General features: G+C 33.7%; 26 protein-coding genes and 1 tRNA gene. 3 read left to right on the forward strand and 24 right to left on the reverse strand.

Features of this window, described 5'->3' with window-relative positions:
- Positions 1-7: 7 nt before the first annotated feature.
- The 24 genes from ABWH96_RS12640 to ABWH96_RS12755 all read right to left on the reverse strand — a co-directional run bounded on the left by ABWH96_RS12640 (position 8) and on the right by ABWH96_RS12755 (position 22,026).
- Positions 8-1,075 (reverse strand): glycosyltransferase, encoded by a 1,068-nt coding sequence (locus ABWH96_RS12640; RefSeq protein WP_375577894.1) that lies wholly within the window; start codon positions 1,073-1,075, stop codon positions 8-10.
- A 43-nt stretch (positions 1,076-1,118) separates the two neighbouring features.
- A complete protein-coding gene (locus ABWH96_RS12645) occupies positions 1,119-2,222 on the reverse strand; it encodes a DegT/DnrJ/EryC1/StrS family aminotransferase (RefSeq protein ID WP_375577895.1) in 1,104 nt (367 codons plus the stop codon).
- The gene (locus ABWH96_RS12650) at positions 2,219-2,767 is read right to left on the reverse strand and encodes an acyltransferase (protein ID WP_375577896.1); all 549 of its coding nucleotides are present in this window, start codon (positions 2,765-2,767) and stop codon (positions 2,219-2,221) included. The genes ABWH96_RS12645 and ABWH96_RS12650 overlap by 4 nt, the downstream gene beginning before the upstream one ends.
- The gene (locus ABWH96_RS12655; RefSeq protein ID WP_375577897.1) at positions 2,757-3,170 is read right to left on the reverse strand and encodes an FdtA/QdtA family cupin domain-containing protein; all 414 of its coding nucleotides are present in this window, start codon (positions 3,168-3,170) and stop codon (positions 2,757-2,759) included. Before ABWH96_RS12655 ends, ABWH96_RS12650 begins: the two co-directional genes overlap by 11 nt.
- 1 nt (position 3,171) lies before the next feature.
- Positions 3,172-3,561, reverse strand: a complete 390-nt coding sequence (locus tag ABWH96_RS12660; RefSeq protein WP_375577898.1) for an FdtA/QdtA family cupin domain-containing protein — start codon at positions 3,559-3,561, stop codon at positions 3,172-3,174.
- The gene (locus tag ABWH96_RS12665; RefSeq protein ID WP_375577899.1) at positions 3,558-4,445 is read right to left on the reverse strand and encodes a glycosyltransferase family 2 protein; all 888 of its coding nucleotides are present in this window, start codon (positions 4,443-4,445) and stop codon (positions 3,558-3,560) included. The genes ABWH96_RS12660 and ABWH96_RS12665 overlap by 4 nt, the downstream gene beginning before the upstream one ends.
- Before the next feature lie 221 nt (positions 4,446-4,666).
- Positions 4,667-5,002 carry a hypothetical protein gene (locus ABWH96_RS12670; protein WP_375577900.1) on the reverse strand — a complete coding sequence of 112 codons (336 nt, stop codon included), beginning with the start codon at positions 5,000-5,002 and terminating at the stop codon, positions 4,667-4,669.
- A gap of 5 nt (positions 5,003-5,007) precedes the next feature.
- The gene (locus ABWH96_RS12675; RefSeq protein WP_375577901.1) at positions 5,008-6,090 is read right to left on the reverse strand and encodes a DegT/DnrJ/EryC1/StrS family aminotransferase; all 1,083 of its coding nucleotides are present in this window, start codon (positions 6,088-6,090) and stop codon (positions 5,008-5,010) included.
- Positions 6,087-6,788: a sulfotransferase gene (locus ABWH96_RS12680; RefSeq protein WP_375577902.1), complete on the reverse strand. Its 702-nt coding sequence runs from the start codon at positions 6,786-6,788 to the stop codon at positions 6,087-6,089. The genes ABWH96_RS12675 and ABWH96_RS12680 overlap by 4 nt, the downstream gene beginning before the upstream one ends.
- Positions 6,778-8,211, reverse strand: a complete 1,434-nt coding sequence (locus tag ABWH96_RS12685) for a lipopolysaccharide biosynthesis protein (protein ID WP_375577903.1) — start codon at positions 8,209-8,211, stop codon at positions 6,778-6,780. Before ABWH96_RS12685 ends, ABWH96_RS12680 begins: the two co-directional genes overlap by 11 nt.
- 154 nt (positions 8,212-8,365) lie before the next feature.
- Positions 8,366-9,421, reverse strand: a complete 1,056-nt coding sequence (locus ABWH96_RS12690; protein WP_375577904.1) for an NAD-dependent epimerase — start codon at positions 9,419-9,421, stop codon at positions 8,366-8,368.
- 251 nt (positions 9,422-9,672) lie between these two features.
- The gene (locus tag ABWH96_RS12695) at positions 9,673-10,095 is read right to left on the reverse strand and encodes a putative toxin-antitoxin system toxin component, PIN family (protein ID WP_375577905.1); all 423 of its coding nucleotides are present in this window, start codon (positions 10,093-10,095) and stop codon (positions 9,673-9,675) included.
- Complete coding sequence (locus ABWH96_RS12700; RefSeq protein ID WP_375577906.1) at positions 10,092-10,304, reverse strand: hypothetical protein; 213 nt, start codon at positions 10,302-10,304, stop codon at positions 10,092-10,094. The genes ABWH96_RS12695 and ABWH96_RS12700 overlap by 4 nt, the downstream gene beginning before the upstream one ends.
- A 105-nt stretch (positions 10,305-10,409) precedes the next feature.
- Positions 10,410-10,625, reverse strand: a complete 216-nt coding sequence (locus ABWH96_RS12705) for a hypothetical protein (protein ID WP_375577907.1) — start codon at positions 10,623-10,625, stop codon at positions 10,410-10,412.
- A 133-nt stretch (positions 10,626-10,758) separates the two neighbouring features.
- Positions 10,759-10,977 carry a hypothetical protein gene (locus ABWH96_RS12710; protein WP_375577908.1) on the reverse strand — a complete coding sequence of 73 codons (219 nt, stop codon included), beginning with the start codon at positions 10,975-10,977 and terminating at the stop codon, positions 10,759-10,761.
- Between the two features lie 406 nt (positions 10,978-11,383).
- Positions 11,384-11,707, reverse strand: coding sequence for a type II toxin-antitoxin system PemK/MazF family toxin (locus tag ABWH96_RS12715; RefSeq protein WP_375577909.1), 324 nt, complete (start codon positions 11,705-11,707; stop codon positions 11,384-11,386).
- Complete coding sequence (locus tag ABWH96_RS12720) at positions 11,698-11,943, reverse strand: AbrB/MazE/SpoVT family DNA-binding domain-containing protein (protein ID WP_375577910.1); 246 nt, start codon at positions 11,941-11,943, stop codon at positions 11,698-11,700. The genes ABWH96_RS12715 and ABWH96_RS12720 overlap by 10 nt, the downstream gene beginning before the upstream one ends.
- A 680-nt stretch (positions 11,944-12,623) precedes the next feature.
- On the reverse strand, positions 12,624-13,061 hold the full coding sequence (locus ABWH96_RS12725) for an ArsR family transcriptional regulator (RefSeq protein WP_375577911.1): 438 nt from the start codon (positions 13,059-13,061) through the stop codon (positions 12,624-12,626).
- A gap of 1,467 nt (positions 13,062-14,528) precedes the next feature.
- Positions 14,529-16,952: a GumC family protein gene (locus ABWH96_RS12730; RefSeq protein ID WP_375577912.1), complete on the reverse strand. Its 2,424-nt coding sequence runs from the start codon at positions 16,950-16,952 to the stop codon at positions 14,529-14,531.
- A gap of 6 nt (positions 16,953-16,958) precedes the next feature.
- The gene (locus tag ABWH96_RS12735; protein WP_375577913.1) at positions 16,959-17,765 is read right to left on the reverse strand and encodes a polysaccharide biosynthesis/export family protein; all 807 of its coding nucleotides are present in this window, start codon (positions 17,763-17,765) and stop codon (positions 16,959-16,961) included.
- Positions 17,766-18,569: 804 nt separating this feature from the next.
- A tRNA-Thr gene (locus tag ABWH96_RS12740) sits at positions 18,570-18,642 on the reverse strand.
- A gap of 134 nt (positions 18,643-18,776) precedes the next feature.
- Complete coding sequence (locus ABWH96_RS12745) at positions 18,777-20,801, reverse strand: DUF349 domain-containing protein (RefSeq protein ID WP_375577914.1); 2,025 nt, start codon at positions 20,799-20,801, stop codon at positions 18,777-18,779.
- Positions 20,802-20,862: 61 nt separating this feature from the next.
- Positions 20,863-21,441, reverse strand: coding sequence for a YqgE/AlgH family protein (locus tag ABWH96_RS12750; RefSeq protein ID WP_375577915.1), 579 nt, complete (start codon positions 21,439-21,441; stop codon positions 20,863-20,865).
- Positions 21,442-22,026 carry a tRNA-(ms[2]io[6]A)-hydroxylase gene (locus tag ABWH96_RS12755; RefSeq protein WP_375577916.1) on the reverse strand — a complete coding sequence of 195 codons (585 nt, stop codon included), beginning with the start codon at positions 22,024-22,026 and terminating at the stop codon, positions 21,442-21,444.
- 114 nt (positions 22,027-22,140) lie between these two features.
- Here ABWH96_RS12755 and pdxH point away from each other — a divergent pair, with 114 nt between their 5' ends.
- From pdxH to ABWH96_RS12770, 3 genes are all read left to right on the forward strand, one after another.
- Complete coding sequence (gene pdxH, locus ABWH96_RS12760) at positions 22,141-22,782, forward strand: pyridoxamine 5'-phosphate oxidase (protein ID WP_375577917.1); 642 nt, start codon at positions 22,141-22,143, stop codon at positions 22,780-22,782.
- A complete protein-coding gene (locus ABWH96_RS12765; RefSeq protein WP_375577918.1) occupies positions 22,782-24,002 on the forward strand; it encodes a glycosyltransferase in 1,221 nt (406 codons plus the stop codon). Before pdxH ends, ABWH96_RS12765 begins: the two co-directional genes overlap by 1 nt.
- 336 nt (positions 24,003-24,338) lie before the next feature.
- Positions 24,339-25,187: a glycerophosphodiester phosphodiesterase gene (locus tag ABWH96_RS12770; protein ID WP_375577919.1), complete on the forward strand. Its 849-nt coding sequence runs from the start codon at positions 24,339-24,341 to the stop codon at positions 25,185-25,187.
- Positions 25,188-25,191: the final 4 nt, after the last annotated feature.

The following is a 25,191-nucleotide window of genomic DNA, read 5'->3' on the forward strand; positions in this document are numbered from 1 at the left end:
AAGCAACTTAACTTAATTTAGTTTTAAAGTAATTAATATATCTATCTGCAATAATCACAGAATCATGGTAATTTTTTAAATACATTCTCGAACGTTCAGAATTCTTATTTAACAATTTAGGATTTTCAATTATAGCTTCCATTTCAGAAATAATCTGATCTACATTTGGAATAATGTTTATAATTGGGCAACCAGAACTGTTTAGACTATCAAGAGCTTCATTTTCTGCACCACTCATTACTGTCTTTCCAGAATTTAAAGAATATAAAGCATTCATTCCATAAGAATAGCTGTTCGTTTGATCAATTACTACATTAGACTTATTCAAAATTTCAATATATTCATTAAAAGGTAATTTTCTAGAACATATCAGCTCTACTTTATCCGAATATTTCATCTGTATGTGATGAAATGCTTTTTCTATATATTCAGAACCTTTAAAACCAAACCTACTAATTCCATGAAAAAAAGTCAGTTTGTCATTTATAGTTTGAGTTATATTATTTGAATTACCTACGTGAAAAGGTAAAGGTATTGTTTTTGTTTTGTCAGGAAATAACATTTTGTACGATCCTTCATAATCATACATAACAGGGATTATACCATCAACTGATTCTGCCACAAATCTATTAAAATCATAAGCCTTGTCAGAAAGCTTAAATTGCAAAAAAGGATTCCAATCATGTTTCAACATATCATTGTAAGGAGTGTACCTCATATATTCATTTGAATGCCTCCAAAAAAAAGGATCCATAGTAGCACCAATAAGAAAGGACGCTCCATTATTTTTAAATATACGCTTATAAAAATCTTTACGTGGAAAATAATTTTTATAGAAAACTAATGGATCAATTAGAAGGACAATATCATACCCACATAATTTATCTAGTAATGAATAGGGATGAATTCTATCTGTTAAAACGTTTCGTTTTTTGGGTGAAAGTTTTAAATCATATTGAAATTTTTTCCACCCTACAGATGAAACTGCTATCGTTAGCTCATGTCCAAGCTCCTGAAGTCCTGCTTTTAAATTTCTGCCGAAACCACTAAAATCACCTATAAGTAATATATTCAACTAATTAGAATTAATTTACTAGTTATAATTACAATTTCAATTATTAAAAAAAGTTTATGATTTTTTTACATACAAACTCAATCTGTTGGTTTGTCATACCTGGATATAATGGCAAGCTCAAACAGTTATTAGCTAGCCTTTCTGCTATCGGAAAATCACCTTTTTGATATCCTAAAGTTTGGTAAGCTTCTTGCAAATGAGGTGGTACAGGATAATGAATAAGCGTGCCAATTCCTTTATTTTTTAAATATTCCATAAGCTCTTCACGCTTATTAGTTTTCACTACAAATAAATGAAAAACATGGTCAGCTTCAGAGTGAATATATGGAACTTCAAATCCTTCTATGTTAGATAGGTTTTCAATATAAATCTTTGCTAACTCTTGTCTTTCATCCGTCCATTGATCTATGTATTTTAATTTTAAATTTAAAACACCAGCCTGTAGCTCATCTATTCTATTATTAACACCTTGATATTTATTATAATATTTTTTTTCAGATCCGTAATTTCTTAATGCCTTAACTTTTTCAAATAATTTAATATTATTTGTAGTAATAGCCCCAGCTTCCCCTAATGCCCCTAAATTTTTTCCTGGATAAAAACTTGTTCCATTTATATGTCCCCAAGAACCTGTTTTTTTACTTTTATAAGTAGCCCCATGTGCCTGAGCATTATCTTCAATCACATAAAGATTGTATTTATTAGCAATTTCCATAATTTTATCCATTTCACAAGATTGACCAAATAAATGAACTGGTAAAATAGCTTTTGTTTTAGAAGTGATCTTTTCTTTAATCAAACTTGGATCTAAATTGAAGGTTCTTTCATCTGGCTCAACAAATACAGGGACTAAATTATTATGCGTTATGGCTAAAATTGAAGCTATATAAGTATTGCTTGGTACAATGATTTCATCGCCATCTTTCAGATTCAAGGCTTTAAGTGAAAGAATTAGAGCATCAAGACCATTACTAACACCTACCGAATATTTTACATCATTCCATTCAGCAAAATTTAATTCAAATTCTTCCGTATTTTTACCCAATACATACCAATTTGAATCATAAAAATCTTCAAATACTTTTAATATTTCTGGCTTAATCTGACTATGCATGCCGGAAAAAGAGAAAAAAGGAATATCACTCATGAAACTGCTATTAAATTGTTATCTTCATCAAATTCATACCGCTTATTGGCTTTTTCGTCTTTTAAATCATTATTTAAACGTTTCCCTTCCTTAGTGATATACCCGATCTGTTTAGCAGGATTGCCTACCCATACCGAAAATGGCGAAATGTCTTTCACCACTACACTACCTGCTCCAATTAATGAATATTGACCAATAGTTAGTCCAGATAAGATGGTAGCATTTGCTCCAATCGATGCCCCCTCTTCAATTTTACATCCTTGAAATTTTGAAGGATACTGTTTTGACCTCGGATATAGGTCGTTAACGAAGGTGTCATTAGGCCCAATAAAAACATTATTCTGAGCTTCAATCCCGTCCCACAAATAAACACCACTTTTAACTGTGACATTATCTCCTACAAACACATCATTCTCTATAAAACAATGACAATTAATATTACAATTTTTGCCAATTCTAGCACCCGCTAAAATCACTACATATTGCCAGATCAATGTATCTGAACCAATATTTTTAGTCTTTACATCTGATAATTCATGAATCATGTATATAATTTAAATATTCTTGATAATCCCTTATATAATCCTCCGCATCATATTCATGAGATGCTAAAACTAAACAAACAGACCCCGATGAAAAATTAATTTCTGAAGCCCATATTCCAGGTGGAATATGTAATCCAATATAGGGTTGATTTAATTGAATTTGTCTTTTAGTCAACCCATCATCCAATAATAATTCAAAAGCACCGCTTATAGCTATTAATAACTGATGACATTCTTTATGTGCATAAGCCCCTCTTGATTCACCTCCTGGAATATCATATAAATAAAAAACTCTCTTGACTGCAAAAGGAATTTCTTCATTATTATTAATTGCTGTAATATGTCCATTTCGATCCCCTACTTTTGGGAATTGCAAAACATCACAATTATATACCTTAGTCATGTTAGTCTAATTTAAAAAATTCATCCTCATTACGAATATAATCATCTGAATTAAATTTATGGCTACTTAAATGTAGACCTACAGCATTTGTCGAAAAATTCTCCATACGTCTCCATGTATTAGCTGGTAAATATAGCCCATAATAAGACCTATTCATAGAATATTTGATTTCTTCATTCTTCTTGGTAGAAATTATGATGTCAAAACTTCCGCTTAAGGCAATAATTACTTCTTCTTGCTCCTTATAAGCATGACCACCCCTTTTTTCACCGCCGGGAACATCATATGTCCAAAAAACTCTTTGAATTTCAAATGGAATTTGATCTTGCTTTTGAAGAAAAGTTAAATTACCACGGGGGTCTTCTATTTTTGGGAATTGTAATATTTTCATTCTCCAGAAAATCTTTTGTGTGTAAATAAGTGTCTTAAAATCATTATAAATAATTTCAACTGAGTTCTAGCAGGACTGTTATTATTAAAAATAGTATAAGCGTAAATAGTAGCTCGTAATAAACTATAACACATAACTTTTAAAAGGGAAATATTACTCCATTGAAAATGTTTTAATAACAATTTCCTGTTTTTTAAATAATTAGAGTACTTAATATCCATTCTTAATGAAGAATCTGCACCCTTCCCATTCATTCTATATATGCTCATTGCATCACTAAAAACGTATAAATCGCCCTTAAATGCTAACATCGTCAATAACGGTAAATCACCTGAATTGAAATTTATAAGTTCTTCGTAATTTACGATGTGGTTACGAAACAAAAAGGTACTTGTATTCACTTGATTTGATAAGAATACTTTATAAGGAGTAATTTTATGATCTGTTGTGAAAACCCTAACGGGCACAATTTTATTAGATTTTGTTAAACCATGGCAAGAATGTCCTATAAAAATATTCTTTTTATTCTTATCTAAAAAATTTACTTGTTTATGTAATTTAAGAGGATCTGTCCAAAAATCATCACCATCACATAAAGCTATATATTTACCTTTACAGCGTTTTAAGAGATCAATAAAATTAGGCATCATCCCAATATTTTTTTCTCTTTTTATGTAAGTTATCCAGTGTCCATTAGGGTGATTAATTATTATATCTTTTACAATTTTGTAGGTATTATCTGGTGAACAATCATCACCAACTAAAAGACTTACCTTGAAATCAGTCTTTTGACTTAAAACTCCTTCAATAGCTTCTCTTATGTCAGCTTCATGTTTATAAGTAACCATACAAACCGAAACTAGTTCTACTTGCTTTTCACTCATTTGAAACAAGGGTTTTAGCCTTTTGGATCAAGTCTTTCTTCCTCTCTTTTATATATCGAACAGGCGAACCAATATAGATCCCCCAAGATTCTATATTTCGAGAAACTAATGATAAGGCTCCTACTGCTGTTCCCTCACCCACTATCACCCCAGGAAGAATAACTGTCCCGGCACCTATTAGAGAATATTTTTCGAAAATAACAGGCCGGTGATCAACATTCTTATATTCCTCTGGTATTGTTGGTTAGGACTAAATATTCACCACTATAATCATCACTACTTGAATAAACAGCAGATTTTGAACTAATCCCAACATAATCTTGTACTTCAATTAATTCTTTCCCTATAAGGGATACGTAACAAGCTATATGTACGTAATTTCTTATTCTAATACCACCCTCTCCTGCTGATAAAATACAAAAATCATCAATTCTAACATTTGAACCTATGCTAATATTAGCTGGATTGTAGATAGAAACCTTATCGGAAATCTGTACATTTTCTCCTAATTCTTTAAAGCCAATTTTTTGCAGTTCTAGTTTAGATAAAAAAGCCATAATATTTATTTATAATTTACACTTCTTAATAAAATTCTTGATATCATGTCCTGCTCTTCTCTACTTAAAGTATAATATAAAGGTAAACACAGGATTTTTCTAGAAATTTTGTCGGACACCTTAGTATTGGATTTTTCAACATAATCTAAACTGCTCAAAGATGGATAAAAATACCTTCTGGGAAAAATCTCATTTATTTCGAGCTCTTTTTTAGACCGTATACAAGTTTCTTCATCATTAAAAATTATTGGATAATATGCGAAATTAAAGTTACAATTTTCTTGTATTTTTGGCTTACGTACGATTAAATTCTCAAGTGTTTTATCATAATATGAGGCTTGTGATTTTCTTTTAGCAATAATCAAACTTATATCATCCAATACACATAAACCCATGGCAGCATGGAACTCAGAATTTTTTCCATTTATCCCGACCCCATTAAACTTTTCAGGACCGTCATGTCCAAAATTACGCATATAAGCCATACGTTTTAAAAGTTCCGGTTTTTTTGTAATGACCAATCCTCCCTCCACAGAATGCATTAATTTAGTGGCATGTAAACTGGTAATACTGACATCACCGTATTCAAAAATACTTTTATCTTTATATTTAGTACCAAAGCAGTGTGCAGCATCATAAATCACTTTTAAATTATGCTTATTGGCAATTGTATCTATAGCGTCAATATCGCATGCATTGCCAAAACAATGCGTAGCTAAAATGGCTGAAGTCTTATCAGTAATAGCAGTTTCAATTTTTGTTGGATCTATGTTTAATGTATGTTCATCAATGTCCACAAAAACAGGGGTGCAGCCTTCCCAAACAATGCTGCTGGTAGTAGCCACATAAGAAAATGGAGTGGTAATGATTTCACCTTTCAAATCCAGCGCTTTTATAGCTAATTGTAATGCTATGGTACCATTGCTAACATAAAGTAAATGATCAAGTCCTAAATATTCTTTTAAACGTAATTCAAATTCATTCACTAATGGCCCATTATTGGTTAACCAATGGCGTTGATAAATACCAGAAATATATTGTTGATATTTTTCTAAAGGCGGTAAATAGGGTTTTGTTACAGGTATCATTTTGCTTTTATATTTTCAGTCTTATTTTCCCAAGGGAAATCTAAATAAGGTGAATCGACACCTATAAAGTTAGTGAATTTTTGATAGCTTTCTTTCTGTGACAAATTAAGTTCAATAAAGTGATCTGAAGTACTGAAAAATTCTTTAGCCTCTCTATTATATTTTATATACCTTTCTTGAAGGTTTTCGCGATTATATGGATCCTGCTCAGAAACATCAAAGTTATATTTCATAGCCTCCCACATCCAACCAGGCCAAACATATTCTGCTCTTTTTAATTCCTCTGCTGTAGCCACACAATTATTTGAAAACTTCTTTGCATGAAACTTTGTAATAGAATTCACCCACTGCTCAGGCGAATCTCTGATTGTCAAAATAAATTTAGCATCAGGGTATTTTTCAAAGAGCACCTTATATATATCAAAAAAGCTGAATGGAACATCTTGGAATACCTCAGCAGTATCACAATAATTTAAAAATGTATTATAATTCCTATTTATAATATCTTTTAAAAGTCTCTCAGCTTTTCTTTGATTTCCAACTTTAAAACCTAAATCTTGAAAAGCTCTTTTTAAAGAGGTTGTTCCAGTTTTATTCAGTCCTATACAAAAATACTTTTGTCTATTCTTGTATTTAATTGGATCAAAATAATCTTCCTTAAAATCCTTAAGCTTATTTAATACGCCTCTATTTAGCATAGAATTTTGATTTAAAATTTGAAATTATAAATAAAAAACCTTCAGATTTTATGATATGACTATAAAGCAAGTAACCTACAATATATAAAACACATAGTAATGCCCTTTTTAATAAATTGTCAAAATAAGGCAATTGATACAAGAAAATAATGATAATCAATGGTAAAATACCCTCAAATATTTTTCGAAAGTGCTTTTTAATTTCCAATCCTGTATATTTATTTAAAAAATAAATATTTGTAGCAGTTAAGAAATAGTAAGTAATCACTACTCCAATTGTAAACTCATATATACCATAAAAATAGGCTATTAATAAGGGAATCACTCTAACCAATTTTCTAAAAATACCTATTATAAAATTTTCTCTTGATTTTCCTTTACTCATGAAAGCATTAACCATCATTGAATTTAATGGATAGGTACACACACCAATTATTAGTATTTGAAAAATGGGTACAGATGGGTACCATTTTTGTCCAAATAGTATAATGATTATGTCTTCTCCCATAACATATAGCATACCTGTCAGTAAAAAACTAGTAAAAGAAATTACAGAGATTACCTTGAAATAGACTCTTGCGTACTCACTTACATCGTCTTGCAATTTTGAAAGCACTGGATAGAAAATTTTTGTGAGACTCCCTGAAGAATAAGTAGTAACAAGCTGCTGAAGAGACATAGCTCTAGTATAAAATCCTAAGGTTGCTGGAGAAAACACTTTACCAATCATTAAAATATCTATTCTTTGAAAAATGGTAGAAATAAATCGGTCAAAAAACACAAATGAACTAAAGGCTGTTAACTTTTTAACCTCAATTAATGAAAAATTAAAGTCAGGTTTCCATTTTGAAGTAGTCCACAATAAAATTGTACTTAGAACTCCTGTGCTAATTTGTTGAATAACCAAAGCGTAAACACCATAACCCAGAAATGCAAATATTACCCCCAATACACCGCCGATTGCACTGGCAATTACTGTACGCAGGGTCAATATTTTGAAATTCAATTCCCTTTGTAGGATGGCCTGTTGAACCAGATTAAGGGAATTAAAAACAAAAATCAACGAAAGCCACTGTACCAATTCTGTTATTTGGTTACTTTCATAAAATGCCCCTACCAAAGGTGCAGCAAAATAAAAAATTGCTGTTAAAACAAATCCAGCAAATACATTTAGGTAAAAAACAGAGCTATACGTTAAATTAGTGTTCGCTTTATTTTGGATTAATGCAGATGAAAAACCCACATCAATGAAAACCTGGCTAATGCTGATAAAAACCATAGCCATTCCTACCAAGCCAAATTCAGCAGGTTCTAATAAACGAGCTAGAAAAATAGAAATAATGAAACCACTTCCCTGACGCATAATAGTTCCTCCCATATCCCAGGCTAAAGCTGTGGCTGAGCGTTTTTTAAGTGAGCTCATTAAAGGTTTTTAAGTTTTCGGATTTGCAAGTTGTCTAGTTTTCAGTTATACTATTACTCTCATAATTAATTACTAATTTGTTTTCTTAGCTTCATCCTGTCTTTGCGGTTAGTCACAGTCTTTCCGATGAATACAGGACAGGTTGGCTGTCAAGCTACTTTATATAATAGTTCTCAAACCACTCCACAAACTCCCCTATCCCCTTTTCCAATGGAGTATTCGGTTGATAATTAAAATCATTGATTAAATCCTGTACGTCTGCATAAGTTTTTTGAACATCCCCGGGCTGCATGGGTAGAAATTCCTTTTCAGCAGTTTTGCCCATGGCTTTTTCCAATGCTTCTATATAGTCTAGAAGTTTAACCGGTTGGTTGTTGCCAATATTGTAGAGTCGGTAAGGCGCATTGGAACTGCCGGCATCGGGTATATTGGTGTCAAATGCTGCATTGCCTGTAGCGGGCTTATCCATAGCAGCCATTACGCCATTTACTATATCTCCCACATAGGTGAAATCCCTTTCCATTTCCCCATGATTAAAAACCTTTATTTTTTCTCCTTTTCTGATAGCTTCCGCAAAAAGGAAAAGAGCCATATCAGGTCTGCCCCAGCTGCCGTAAACGGTGAAAAAGCGTATGCCTGTAGTGGCAATATTAAATAAGTGGCTATAAGTATGCGCCATCATTTCATTGCTCTTTTTAGTGGCGGCATAAAGTGATAAAGGGTGGTCGGTATGGTGGTGTACTGAAAATGGCATGGCGGTATTGCTACCGTAAACGGAGCTGGAAGAGGCGTAAACTAAATGCTTAACGGGGTTATGTCTGCAAGCTTCCAATATATTTAGAAAGCCTTGTACGTTGGCGTCTAAATAAGCTTGTGGGTTTTCTACTGAATAGCGCACGCCTGCTTGTGCTGCCAGGTTAATCACGTGGTCAAATTGTTCCTCTTCAAATAATTGATATAGGTATTCTCTATCGCAAAGGTCGGCTTTCACAAATCGGAAATTCGGGTATTGCGAGCTAGTGACTAATTGATGGTCTTGAACGAGTTCTCTAGAGATCCCGAGTTCGTTGAGGCGGCCGTATTTGAGGTTTACATCATAGTAATCGTTGATGTTGTCGTAGCCGATAACGGTATCGCCTCGCTCAAGAAGAGCTCTGGTTAAATGGAAGCCAATGAACCCCGCTGAACCTGTTACTAATATTTTTTTCAAATTTCTAAGATTATATTTTTACAGCTAAAGCTGTTTTTTGATTAACCACAAAGTTGCACGAAAGCATTCACTAAGTTTACAAAGATTATATCAGCTAAAGCTGATTATTTTTTACCACAAAGAAATTAAAGAAAACAAAAGGACAGCCAAAGGCTGTTTATTTTTCTCGCTAAGGCGCTAAGGCGCTAAGGCGCAAAATTTACGCAAAGAGAATTTATGATTTATTCAGTAGATAAAAGTTACTAAGATTTTCAATTTCCAGACTTTTCTTTCTTTAAAAGATTGGAAAAATCTTCTAAGCCGATAGTGTTTAGTTTTGGGAAATCTATATCCTTTAGAATGTTAAAATGCTTGTCGTTAGTGACTAAATAATCTACTTGAGCAGCTAGTGCTAAATCAACAAATTTATTATCGTCTTTATCTTTCTGAATTAAGTTCCAATGATAAAAAGGCTCAGCGAATTTTACATTTTTTAAGCCTAATAGTAATTCGGCAAAATTAGATGCAATATTTGGATTTGTTTTATTTTCAATTATTTCAGTGTACTCATATAGAATCGAAGTACTCAAAAATAAGTCAAAATTCCCTGCTAAAAGTGAATCAAAAATTATTCTGTATGGAGAGCGGGTAGGTAAAGCAATCAAAATTATGTTAGTATCTAATACAATTTTCATTTGCTAGAACGCATATGTTCCTTTGACCATTCCTTCATTGTTTCCTCACTCCAGCCTTTTTCGTCCCAAAGTGCATCTACTTCTTTGGTAACTTTATCAGCGAAATATTTAGCAATCATTTCCCTTATTTCATCCCATTGCTCTTGTGGCAAATCATAACGAAACATCTTAAGGATTTCTAATTGAGTATTATTTAATGAATTTTCCATAATTGAATATACTTAATTTCTATATTATAGAAGCTTGATTAGCTTGGAAAAGTTCTGATTTGGGTACGAATTTCAAGCAATGGATTTGCAAATAATCTAAACTTCTTATTCTTCATCAAGAATTCTAAAAGTTCTTTTATCTACCTTTTTTGTACCGTAAAGTGGCTTCCCTATTATTTTTTCACCATCAGCTCCATTATGCACTAGCATTCCTTTCTTTACAGTCAAATAGCTTAAACCTAATGCTTTATTAAGCTTTATAGCATTCAAGCTAGCTTTCTTTTGTGCTTTTTTCAAAGCTTTTACATTGATTTCACTCATTATTGATAAGGTTTATAGACTTCTAATACTCTTTGTGTTTAAACGATAAGTTAATTTCGATGTTCTAAGGTCTTAATAAGTTCTAAGTAATAAAGCTATATAGAGTAATTACTAATTCTCTAATTATTAATTACTAATTATTCAAGAGCTCATCCCATCTATCATCTTCTTCACTTAGCCAATCCTCAGCTAATGATTTTTCAGATGCTATAAAAGGATAGTTTTTTTTGATTTCATATTCATTTATCTTAGAACTAGCGACTTTCTTAACAAAGTCAATATGCTTTAGAAATTGCAAAGCGTATTCTAAATCTGTATTTTCTTTCAACTTTATAATAATGTCTTGTCCCATGATTAGTTACTTTTTTTAAGCTCTAATTCTTTGTTATTTTTCTTTGCGACTCCCGACTTTCAGTACGGGACAGGGTGGTGTTTTCATGGTTCAATTCAGCCTTACTCTGTTAATTATTTAAACCACCCCGTCCTTCGGGCACCCCTCCTTTTTTAAGGAGGGGAACTGCTTCGAGCAAATTGACACTCTATATTTAAAAAGTTGTATTTCTCATCTATTTCTTAAAGTTTGGATTTTGCTAAAGCAAACTCTTAATATTAGGCACGAACCAGCTTCTCCCCTGTATTAGGGGAGATGTCCGAAGGACAAAGGGGTTTTATGAAGCAATCTCTATTCAACTTTTTCCTAGCTTTAGATTCCTGCCTCCCGACTTGCAGTGCGGGACAGGTTAAGTGGTTAAATATAGTTAATCAACAAAGGTTTCTTTTATAATGCTTTTAACTTCTTTTATCTCGGGTTTTGATAGTCTTCCTAAAGGCTTAATAATTCTTTGTTTATCAATAGTTCTGATCTGATCTAGCACAATCCAACCGATTTTGTTGTCATGTTTTATTTCCACTCGTGTGGGATAATTTTTTGAACTTGTCGCCATCGGGGCAATCACTATGGTTCTCAGGTATTTATTCATCTCATTCGGAGAAATCACAACGCAAGGTCTGGTTTTTTGGATTTCACTTCCGATTGTAGGATTCAAATTGACCAAAACAATTTCATACTGATTTATTTCCATTCGTTCAGATCTTCATCTTCAAAAACATCATTAAATAGTAATTTATCATCTTTATTCTCGGACATTTCCTTAAATGCTTCTTCCCATCCCATTCGAGCTTTTGAGAGCGGTTTTATAATAATCTGTCCTTTTTCTAAAATCAGATCAACCTTATCTTTTATGTTATATTTTTCTAAAATAGTCTTACTAAACCTGATTCCTTTAGAATTGCCAATCTTTACAACTGAAACTTCCATAATTCTTTTGCTTTACTGTAATTACAAAGTTACTACTTTATTTTACGACAAGAAGTCTAATCTGAAAAATGTTAATACAGCTAAAACTGTTTTTTGTTTAACCACAAAAGAGAAAACCTGCCGGCAGGGAAAACATAAGGACAGCCATAGGCTGTGAAAGTTTAACCACTGAGTTTCTCAAAGATTTTCACTAAGGTCACTGAGAGAATATCAGCTAAAGCTGTTCCGAAAGCTTTCGGAATAACCACAAAGCTACACGAAGTTATACACTAAGGAAACGAAGAAAAAAAGTCACAGACTATAAAAACTCTCGCAAACCTGCTCCTCATTCCAAGTCGGGAGCCACAAAGTTTTACGCTAAGGAATTAATTAATATCATTAATCAATTTTTGATTTGGATAGCTATTGCAAAATTGTTCACTGTAACGAACGATTTAAATTGATTATGTTCGTAGTGACGGAAATTACTAATTCTCTAATCATTAATCAATACTGTTTGTTCGTTCGTCATTGCGAGGAACGAAGCAATCTCAAGCTTGCTATTCGAACTGTAGATTGCTTCACCCTAAAGGGATTCGCAATGACGTTATGAGCCAACTAATTCGTAATATTTTTCTCTGTGAAACTTTGTGAAAAACTTAGAGCACTTAGTGGTTAAACTAACAGCCTTTGGCTGTCAATCAACTCTCCCATAGTAAAAGTCCTGCCTCCGCAGTGGGCACTTGTCCCATAAACTCCTGCGGGTTCATATACAAAAACCTTATTTTACGATCGATTTTCTTTTCCGCTATGCCCGTCATATTCGCTATATAATCGTAATTAAAATTATTGCCTACTAATAAAAAATCAATGATTCCGCCATCCACTCCTTTTGCGTAATCCCCAATTAAATATACCTTTTCCAATTGCCCTACTTTCCCTATGATCTGCTCGATCACTCGATCAATCCCGATATATTTCTTAATTATACTATGGATATCTTCAAATAAAGGATGTTGGGTATTGGCTTGATACACTTTCTTATTGCCTTTCACATCGGCCTTCAGCATCCCTGCTTCCTCAAATTTATTGAGCTCCAGGCGAATAGCATTGGTGCTTTCCCCAAACTCTCCTTCCAAAGAACGCAAATAGCTCTTAGTCTGCGAATTCAGGAAGAATTTCAGCAGTAGCTTTATTCGGGTCTTGGATGTTATGAGGGTGTCTAGCACTTTATGTTGTCAGGTTGGCAAGTTTTCATGTGTACAGGTTTTCGTAGCGCAGCGGAGATCCCGAGAGGAACGAATCAGGAGAAGTGGTAAGTTTTTGCCAGTATTAATAAGCAATCTGCTTTTGTCCTTCTTTGTGCCTATAGGCTGTTAAAATTTGGTATAAGTTAGAAGTATTATCAATTATTAATTACTAATTATCTAAAGCTCCGCCCTTTCAGTCCCATTCAGGAACTTAGCACAGTGCTATTTTACTAACCGACATCCCTATAATCCCCTCAAGGAACACCGCTATAATCCCCTCAAGGGGATAGCTCTCACAGAATTAATATTGGTAGAAAACAATCAAATTATAGATGTTCTCTAATTTAGCAAAACCTATGTTAACTCTTATGATACTAAATGCAAATAACTGCATAAAGTATTGCAAAAACGAGTAAAATAACTACTCAATAATAAAATTAGAACTTTATATAATAATTTGCAATTACTGAGTTAAAAATATATCCAAATGTAAGTTTTGACCTGTTTTTTCTTATTTTTTACTTAATAGAGCTGCTAGTATATCAACCAGATTACTGGCATTTGTAGGATAACGGTCAGACGCGTGATGCGTCAGACCGTGGGCTAGCTTTATTTTCTTTGCGAAACTCCGTGAATAGCATTATTCTCTTCGTGTTTAGTAACACAGCCTGAGGCTGTCAGATTGTTTATTTTCTTTAATGTTGTAAAAGCTAACTTTTGGTCATTATTTCCTTATCGCCCCAGTCTGCCGCCAGGCAGGTTCGCGTCTTTGCGGTTAATCATAGCCTTCCCGAATGCGGAATAGGTTGGCTAATATTTTTCTATAACTGTCGCCAGCATCTTGCTGGTGATGACTAATAATGCCTCTGGCATAGATTACTGCTTGCATTAAGAGCGGAAATTAGCATTCCATAGGAAAACCGCCCGAGGCGGAAGTAGTTTCCACCAGCCGAAGGCAGGCGGAAGGGTGTAGAATTTATCTGGTAACGGTCAGACGCGTGATGCGTCAGACCGTAGGCTGACTTTATTTTCTTTGCGAAACTCCGTGAATAGCTTTGTTTTGTGGTTGTTAAATAGCCTTTGGCTATCAGATTGCTTCGTTGCTCTCGCAATAGCCTGTCACATATTTATCGGGAACGGTAATTACAATCTTTGTCAGTATTTCAAACACTCCATCTGTTCCGTGCGTCATTGCGAACCCTTTAGGGTGAAGCAATCTTCAGTAGCTATAAGCTGGCATTAGATTGCTTCGTGCCTCGCAATGACGGTAATTACAGTCTTTATCAGTGATTAACTGACCCCATCTGCTTAGAGCGATAATTATTAATCCCCTAATTATTAATTACTAATTAAAACCTAGCTTTCCTGGTAGTAGCCGTAACCATCTTTTCTTTTGCCATAGCCATATCCGTAACCATAGCCATAGCCATATCCGTAGCCATATCCGTAGCCATAACCAGGCCCAGCTTTTTTGATATCGTTGAAAAGGATGCTAATATCTTTAATTTTCCCTTTAGTGTACAATTCATTTGCCGCTACCACTGCTTCTTTAGGTGTATAATCTTGCCTTACCATAAAAATAGTATGGTCTGCAAATTTTGATAATACAAAAGCATCCGTTACTAAAGCAATGGGTGGGGAATCTATAATGATGAAATCATAGGTTTTAAATGCTTTGTCCAAGCTATTTTTCATGATATCTTTCATCAATAACTCACTAGGGTTGGGAGGAATAGGGCCTGCACTAAGTAAATCAAGATTATCAACTTCAGTAGTTTGCACCACTTCTTCCATTTCAGCCTGTCCAGAAAGTAAATTACTTAAGCCAAAGTCATTATGAAGATCAAAATCATCATAGATTTTTGGTCTACGCATATCGGCCCCTATCAATAAGGTTCGTCTACCCGATAGTGCTAAAACGGTGGCTAAATTGATAGTGGTGAAAGTTTTCCCTTCACCAGAAATAGAGGAGGTAACCAGGAAAATCTTTTTTTCTTTGCCTTCAGTATAAAAGTTTAGGTTTGAACGCAATGCCCTAAAAGACTCTGCTACTGCTGATCGAGGCTTTCGAAATACCACCAAATTATCCTGTAGTTTTTTATGGCCAATCCCTCCTATTACTTGAATAGAAGTTGCTCTTTCAATATCTTCTTTTGATTGAATTTTATTATTGAACAGCTCTAGAATAATGAAAAAGCCAATTGGAATTATTAAACCTATAACTAAGAAGATCAAATAATTCTGCGTGGTTTTAGGAGTAATAGGCCCACCAGCTAATTTAGGGGGATTCACAACTCTTATATCACTCGTGGTTGAAGCTTTTGAGATAGCAGCTTCTGCTCTTTTCTCCATTAAAAAAGTATATAGACCCTCTCTAAATGAATAATCTCTTTTAATGTTAATGAAGTCTTGCTGTAAGCCTGGCAATAATTTTAATTGATCTTCCAAAATCCGTTGCTGACGCTTCACAGATTTCTGCATAATCCCTCTTGTTTCTTCCAAAGTTTTAATGCTGCTTAAAATATTGGTTCGGAGTGCCTGCATTTCCTGCTTTTTGTCTTCTAAAACAGGATTGGCTGCTTTATCTTTTTGCTTAAAACGTTTAATTTCAATATCCAATTGCAACAGCTTACTTATCATTTCAGCTATTACCTGATCTTCTATCCCAACACTTTGAGGGGTAACTACCTGATCCATTTCATTATTTGGATCTCTTAAAAATTTTCTAAGATAGTTGTAGTATTGTTCTTGCACAGTATATTGCACTGCTTCTTCTTCAATTTCACGGAGATTTTCATATATCCTTAATGCTTCCCCATCCATATTGGTGACCACATTTTTCTTTTTAAATTTTGTTAATTTTTCCTCATAGAATTGTAAGGTATCAGATATCTCATTTAATTGATCGTCAATAAACTGAATGGTTTGGCTAGCTGTTTGATTTTTTCTGTCAATATCCAACTTTTGATATTTCTCTATAAAAGTGTTGAGAAAATCAATTTCTTTTCTGGGTTCAGGACCATTCAAACTCAGATTTAGCACTGAAGAACCTTGTTCAGCCCATTTGGCATTCAATTTAGATTGGTATTGCCCCGTAATGCTTTCAGGATCATTAAATCTAACTACATAGTATTTATTTAGATCTCCTTCGGAAATATCTCCAAGATTATTGAAGATTACTTTATGGCCATTGATTGGAATTAGCTCTCCAAACTGAAAAATTTTTTCCTCTTTTTGTTCATCGCCATCAGAAGTAAGCAATAGATTGGATAGTTTGAATTGCTTTTGATTTAAAAAAGTAATACCAACTGATTTCCCAAAAGGTAATTCGCTTCCATTTTCAGGGGTTACTTGAACTGGAAAATCAGGATTATAATATTCAGAACTTTTAATTTCTCCTTCACGATAGTAGGCCACCTGAAAATTTAATTCCTCTACAGCCGAACGGATAAGAGGAAAAGACTTAATGACATACATTTCATTGTAGAAATTCCTGTAAGGATCTGAAATCGCATTATTGTATAAAAACTTAGCCCCTACTTCCTCTTGATTCTCTTTAATCATGATGGAAGCCGTAACAGGATAAATACGAGTACTATAACGATTAATAATATAAGCAACCGACAAAGCAATTAAGGATGTAATCACAATAATATACCAGAATTTAATGACTTTATACAGCACCCTTTTAAAGTCAATTAGCTGACTTCCTTCGGTGGATGAAGTACCCATGCTTGGGTCGGCAAAATCAGAACTATATGGGTTAAATTGATTATCCAATATCTTTTATCTTGTAGCGCTTAAACCAAAAAAACTTCCGATAAATAAAACAGCAGAAACTGACGAAAGCAATAAACTTAAATTTTGACTGTAATACCTTCTGATAGGTCTTTGCCGCAATGGTGGAACAATAATAATATCATTTTGATAGACATAAAATTTTTCTGATTCTAGAAATTCTTCCTCTAATAAATCAATGTAAAAAACTTCAGCTTTATCCCCTTTTTGACGAATGACTTTTACGTTATCACGACTGGCCAGTTCCGTAAGGCCGCCTGCCATTCCTATGGCCTCCATAAAAGTTACCCTAGTATTTTGGGTAGTTACCACGCTTTCAGCATTTACTTCCCCTAAGATTGTAAATCTATAATTTAATAAACGTACTTTCACCACAGGATCTTCCACATATTGAGAAGCTATGCTTTGCAAGGTATCTTGCACCTCAAAAATGGTCATATCCTGCACTTTAATTTTTCCTACAACAGGAAAGCCAATTTGACCTTGTGGATCTACCAATTCTCCTCTTAGACCTATTAAACCAGCTCCTCCACCACCACCGATATTTCCACCACCCATTCCAAAATCATTGAAGATGTCAAAATCCTCTTCGGTTATGCTTTTGAATTGGACTGAAAGTATATCCTGCGGTTGGATTTTATAATCGTGATAGGTTAAATCATATTCCCTTAAAACCGTGTCTTTGGGCTGATTTTCATGTAAATTATCTTTTTGTAGATATACCAAACGTTTGTTGCCTACACAAGAAGCAAATAGTATGGCTACAAGAATAAATAATGTAATATTTCTAATCAATGTATATGTTTTTCAAATGACAAAAGTAGGGATTTAAATTAGTAATTAATAATTAGAGAATTAATAATTGGTGCAAAAATTTCAGTATTTGTTTCTTAAGCAACATCAAGCTTACCTCAACTTTCTTCCTTCAAAATCAAGGTGCTTTCAGAAAATCAAACTTCACCCTCTGAGCTTCCCTTTCTATATAATTTTCAACAAGCTATATTTTCTGGTTTTCTTCATTAAGAATTATGGATAAAGACAGCTTATGCCGAACATTCTGCTATAAAATTCCATAAAGCCATAATGGGGAAAGCTCTCTGATTAATGTCCGACATTGATAATGTCTGACATAAGCACGGAAATTAGCCCATGTTAGACATTTTATCGCAGCGGTATCCTTTCATCAATCTTCAATTTCAAGCCTGATCCTTTAGCGTTTATTCATAAGGCTAGCCCATGTCGGACATTCTGCTACAGAATTCTATAATGCCATAATAGGGAAAGCTCCCTGCTTAATGTCCGACATAAGCACGGATGCTGGTCTATGTCAGTCATTATATTAAGCTGATTTTTTTCATCTATATGTTTTCCTCTGGCTACCTTTGTTTAGGTTTATTGATGAGATTAGTCTATGTCGGACATTTAATGGCTATGAAAAGCAAAAGAGTCGTAAGCCTAGTGATTAATGTCCGACATTGAGAATGTCTGACATAAGCACGGAAATAAAAATAGTAGAATCTATTTTTTCATCATAAAAAAAGGACCTAAAACAAAAAGCCCGCTTGAAGAAATTTCAAGCGGGCTTTTGTAGTATGAGAGAGCCTCCTGTCGGGCTCGAACCAACGACCTACTCATTACAAGTGAGTTGCTCTACCAACTGAGCTAAGGAGGCTTAAAATATATTTAGAACGGATTCTAAACGCTTTTTTCAGTTTTTAACCTTTTGTTATCCCTGAATGCGGATGCAAATATAAAGGCTGTTTTTATTAATCCAAACCCATATTCAGAAAAATATTAAAGAATTTTTCAATCTATCGAACGAACTATTCGTAACTGCTTCTTTAACAGTGAGATTTCCTTTTCTGCGTCTTCTATTTTTTCTTCAAAATCTTTTTTCAATTTGTCTGCAGTCTTTGAAGAAGCAAAAAATTCCATATTGTTTTTCCAAGTGACAATGTCATTCTGCAAATCAGCAATCTTCTTTCTGATGGAGTTCTCCTTCTGATTTAACTTACGATCAGAATTTGGCCCAGCCATTATTTTAGTCAACTGCGCCATCAACTTCACCTTTTCCTTTTGCTCTTCGCTTAATACTTCTTCTGATTTGTCAATAAAGTTTTGAATTGCATTTGAAAAGTCTTCTTTAACTTTCTGAATCGCTTCTTTAGGCACAAATCCAATCTTGCCATAAGCTTGTTCATAAGCTTCCAGTTGATCCAAATCTCCAGGCTCTAAACCATTGATTTGAACAATGATGTCTTCTTTGGCTTTTAAATTCTCTTCATATTCTTTTTGAGCATCTTTGGAACCTGCTCTTTTGTTTTCGAAGAATTTATCACAAGCAGCCTTAAATTCTTTATAAATACTTTCTCTAAATTTCTCAGGTACTGGCCCAACTTCTTTCCACTGCCGCTGTAAGCCTTTTAACTGATCAGCTGTTTTATTCCATTCAGTGCTTTCAGAAAGTTCTTTTGCTTTCTCCACAAACTCCTGCTTTTTCTTTAAGTTTTCTTCGCGCATGCCGTCCAATCGCTTGAAAAACTCATGTTTATTGGCAAAGAATTGCTTAAAATTGCCCCAGAAATTCTTATTGATCTCTTTGGCATTTTCTTTAGGTACTTGGCCAGTGGCTTCCCATTCTTTTTGAATAGCTAAAATTTCCTTGGTTTTAGCATTCCATTCTTTAATTCTATCAGAATCAAATTCTAAAAATGGTTTTAGCTTTTCAATGATCTGTTCCTTCTTTTCAAGGTTTTCTGTTTGAATTTCTTTTAAATTCTTAACAAACTCCTTACGCTTTTCATAGATTGCATCGGAAGCAGCTTTAAACCTTTGCCAAAGCGGCTCTTGTTCTTCCTTAGGAACTGGCCCTATATGTTTATATTCTTCATGTAAGTCATTTAAATGCTTAATAGCATAAGGAACATCCTCAGATTGTGCTAATTCTTCTGCCTTAACACAAAGCTCTATTTTAGCTTCTAAATTTTTCTTTCTGTCGAGTTCTTTTAATTCAAAAAGAATACTTCTTTGATCATAATACCGATCTAAAAGAGCATTGTAGTTCGCCCATAACGTTTTGGATTGATTTCCTGGAACTGGGCCTACTGATTTCCATTCTTTTTGTATTTCTTTAATTACATTTAGGCTGGTGATGGTTTCTTCTCCATCTACTAACTCACGTAATTTATCTAATATCTCTAATTTTGTTTTAAGATTCTCGTCCTTTTGATGTTCGAGCTCCCTGTAGTGTTTCTTTCTTCTATCTCTGTATAACTGGAAATTTGCTTCAAAGCGTTCATTTAGCTCATCATGCTTCATCGCAAAATCAGCTTCTTCTCCCCCTTCAGCCAAAAATTTATCTAAAGCTTCCTTCTTTTCCGCTTCATAGATTTCATCAAATACAGGCTTTAGCTCGTTTATAATGCGATCTGCTTTCTTGAAATTATCACTTTTGGATATTTCTTTGATCGCTTCCACCAACTGCTCCTTATTAAATTCGGAATAATCAGGAAGTTCTTCGTCCTCATCTTGCCCCTCATGCTCATCATCTGAGCTAGCCTTATCAGATTCATCCTGTTTCTCTTGAGAATTAGCTTGCGCTGTTGGTTCACTATCCTGAGCTGAAGAATCATTTGGTGAATCTACTTCCTTGCTTTCAGTTACTGAAGCTTCAACTTCACCCTCTTCTATTGTAGAGTTTGCTTCTTCTTTTTGCTCTGGTGTTACAGCCTCATCTTGATTTTCTGATGTGGAATCCACATGCTCCTTCTCTTTATCCAATTCAGAATTATTTTCCTGCGGATTTTCAGAAGTACCTTTTTCGTCTATCATAATAATTTTACTTTCTCTCTAATATGCTACAATATTAAGTAAAAATTGTCAAAAGTTTCAATCAATTAAGGTTGGGGTCAGATGGGTAGTTGGCATAAATCTTAAACCTACCCCCCATTTTCTCCAAAATACTTTTCCAAAGGGTCTCTGGTGGACTATTAAAAATATATGAAGGATGGACTCCACGAGCTATAATCCAGCTGTTATGATCAATTTCTTCTTGTAGCTGATGTTCAGACCACCCACTATAGCCTACAAAAAAACGGGATTTCTCTTTATTGATTTCTCCCTTCAGCATCATAGTTTGCAAGACTTCAAAATTTCCGCCCCAGAATAGTCCATCAGTTATCTGCTGGCCACCAGCCTTCAATTCCTCAATATTATGAATAAAATGTAAAGTATTCTGTTGTACTGGCCCACCTACAAATAAATCTGCTTCAAAAGCCCCTATTTCCTGTAGTACTTCATCTACTTTTAGTATTGACAGCTTATTTAGAACAAAACCGAAAGAGCCTTCTTCATTATGTTCGCACAAGAGTATAACGGTCCTATCAAAGTTTTGATCAGGCAAAAAGGGTTCGGAGAGCAATAAATCTCCCTTTTGTGGTTGTTCAATATTTTTAAATTCAAAAAACTCCATTTAATGAAGAGCTGCTTTTAAAGGTAATGCTTTTAGGATTTCAGCTTCCGCCTCATTCATTTCTTCTAATCTATTATATACTTCTTCTTTATCAAAATAATGAAGCGCCATATCCACAAATATTTCTCCATGTTTGGCTTCGGAAGCCCACAATCTATGGTAGAATTTTCTTAAATCTCCTTCTGGCAATGCTTCATAAACCATTCTAAAACGTTCTGCTCCCCTTGTTTCCACTAAAGAGGCTAATAGCAAACGATCCATAAATCTTTCTTCTCTTCCTGAACGGCATATCTTGATTAAATCATCCACATAATAATCCTTCTCAATTTTATGGGGTAATTGTATTCCTTTTGATTGCATAATAGCATAAACATCCCGAAAATGTTCCAATTCCTCAACTGCAGTGTCGATTAATTCAGGAATTATCTCTAGTCTGTCAGGAAATTTCGCAACAAAACTCATGGCCATACCAGAAGCCTTACGCTCACAATTAGCATGATCTTGCAAGAAACTATCAAAATCAGCCATAACGGTATCAATCCATTCCTGACTGCTTTCTGCTTTTAAATCAATCCTTAACTTCATTTAGAAAAATAATTTTACTATTTATTCACCATTAATTGGAAACAATTCGAAACAATAATAATTTTAAAATCATTAAGCCGCTAATAATTTAAAGAGAAATCTCAAAAAAAATATATGCAACAATCCATAGCCGACATTCGAAAAGAGTACACTGCACTTTCCTTAAAAGCCTCTGAAGTAGATGCAAACCCTGTTGATCAGTTTTTAAGCTGGTTTGATATGGCCATAAATGCGGAAATAATGGACCCTAACGCCATGACTTTATCCACTATTGATGGGAACAAGCCTTCTTCTAGAATAGTACTTTTAAAGGGAGTGGAAAATGAAGAATTTGTATTTTATACTAATTATAATAGTGCAAAAGGTCATCAAATGGCGAGTTCTCCTTATGTTTCCTTAAATTTCTTTTGGCCGGAATTGGAAAGGCAAGTTAGAATTGAAGGCACTGTACAAAAAGTGGATAAGGCTACAAGTGATGCATATTTTAAAAGCAGACCAAGAGGGAGCCAAATTGGAGCATGGGTATCCCCTCAGAGTGAAACTATTGAAGGCAGAGAAGTTTTAAATAAGCGATTGGAAGAAATTGAACTGAAATTTAAAGATAAAGATGTTGAAAGACCTCCGCATTGGGGTGGTTATGCTGTAAAACCCAATTTGATAGAATTCTGGCAAGGCAGACCTAGCAGGCTGCACGATAGAATTCAATATACTTTTTCAGAAGCAAATAATTGGACGATAGAAAGACTAGCTCCTTAATGTCTAATTTATATTTCGAACGATACGCTTATCCCAATAGATTTATAGAAGAGCCCATAAAATTGGGTACTTTTATTAGCGTAGTGATCCCAGTCTATAAAGAAGAGCATATTGAACTCACTTTAAAATCATTAGTTGCTTGTGAAGAAACACAATTTCCTGTAGAAGTCATTTTAGTTGTTAACCATCCTGAAAATGCTACTGAAGATGTAAAAGAGCTAAGTTCGAGGACAGTAGAAGAGATTGAAGAATTTATTGCTCAAAATCCATCTGAATTAACTTTTCACATCATTAAAGCCTTTAATTTACCAGCTAAAAAAGCGGGAGTTGGATTAGCTAGAAAAATTGGAATGGATGAGGCGGCATTTAGATTAAATTCAATTAATCAAGATGGGGTGATTTTATGTTTTGATGCAGATAGCCAGTGTCTGCCTAATTATTTACAGCAAGTAGAAAAACATTTTTTGAATAAACCCAATTGTACTGGTGCATCCATTCATTATGAACATCCATTATATTTAGATAAAGGAGATATAAATGAAGCCATTATTCTATATGAACTTCACCTACGATATTATATCCAAGCATTGAATTTTACTGGATATCCTTATGCATTTCATACCATAGGTTCCAGTATGGCTGTACGTTCTTCGGTTTATCAAAAGCAAGGAGGCATGAATCAACGGAAAGCTGGAGAGGATTTTTATTTTCTTCATAAAATTATTCCGCTTGGTAATTTCCATAATATTTCTACTACAAAAGTGATCCCTTCTGCCAGGATATCGGATCGAGTTCCATTTGGTACTGGAAGAGCCATGCAAGAACATCAGAGTCAATCAAAAGACTTAAATCTAAGTTATGACTTTGAAAGCTTTAAAGTGATAAAGGAGTTTTTGGAGAAAATAGAAGATAAAAACTTCCTTGATAATATTCCTTTGCAGGTAATTCAGTTTTTAATGGTCTCCGATTTAATGAATGAGTTGGAGAAGATCAAATCTAAATCTAAAGATCCACAACACTTTAAAGAGCGGTTTTTTGAATGGTTTAATGGCTTTAAAATGCTGAAATTGGTTCATTACCTGAGAGATAATTACTTTCCTGAAAAGGAATTAGTCAATCAATCTAGTGAATTATTAAAAGAGATTGGTTTGCATAAAAGCAAAAAACTAACTGCTTTGGAATTGCTTGAGATTTACAGAAAAACGGACTCAAGGCTTTAGCACATCCTAAATTCAAATTCTATTCTGTATTTTCGTCTCGACTGTATAATAGACAGATTTACTTAAATTTAACCATAGTTAAACCCAACAAAGTAAGCTTTTCAAAATATTCCGGATTTTCAGAAATAATTTTTTACTGTATTCTTATACACTTCTATTTTGTACCTTTGTTCTACTATTAAATAAGCCATCTGAACTAGACTGTTAAAACCCATAGGTAAGATGAAACTTCTCAAAGAGTCTAGGCTAACTTTATAAGGTTAACCCAGGCTCTTTTGAATGTTATTGCATTTATCACTTGAATACAAGTTCATCTTTGTGCAATATTTATAAAAAATGAAGAGAATACTACTTTATATTTTAACGAGTTTAACACTACTTATTATTATAGCGATAGTAGTAGGGGCTTTTGAAGACAGGACAGATTATTCTCCAATTAATCACGGGGAAGCAATAATATTTGCTCACAGGGGTTATGTAAATTCTACGGTAGAAAATAGTACAGCGGCATTTTCAAAAAGCGATAGTCTAGGTTTTAATGCTATAGAAACAGATATTAGAAGTACAAAGGATGGTAAACTAATTATTTTTCATGACGCTTCATGTAAACGTCTATTAGGGATCGATGCCAATATTGATGATTTAAATTGGAATGAAATCAAAGAAAAACACTTGCTCTACAAAGGAAAAAAAACTGAAAACAAAGTTCTTTCTCTTGATATGTTTTTGAATCAAACTAGTCCAAAAAAGATATTATATCTTGATATTAAAAATACATCAAAAACAATTGCTGACTCTTTACTTTCTATTCTTGATAGACACCCAGAACATAAAAACATTATTATTGCAGACCATAATCTCCTATTTTTAAGTTATCTAAAAATTAATAAAGAAAATATTCGGGTGGCACTAGAGGGTTTTAATAAAGGTAAAGAATGGACTTTTTATATTATCCCAAAAAAAATCAAACCTGATTATTATGCAAGCTCTATGTCTAAAGTAGATGAAAACCATATGGGTTTTTTAAATGAACATAACTTAATTGATAAAAAAATAACATACGGTGTAGACCATACTAACATAAAGAAAGTCTTTGATTTAGGTATTACAAATATTATTCTTGATTACCATCATTCAATGGGGACACTTGATAGTTTGAAATCAAAAATAATGAAAATCAATTAAGTAA

It is taken from the genome of Marivirga tractuosa, assembly GCF_042140215.1.
GTDB lineage: Bacteria > Bacteroidota > Bacteroidia > Cytophagales > Cyclobacteriaceae > Marivirga > Marivirga tractuosa_A.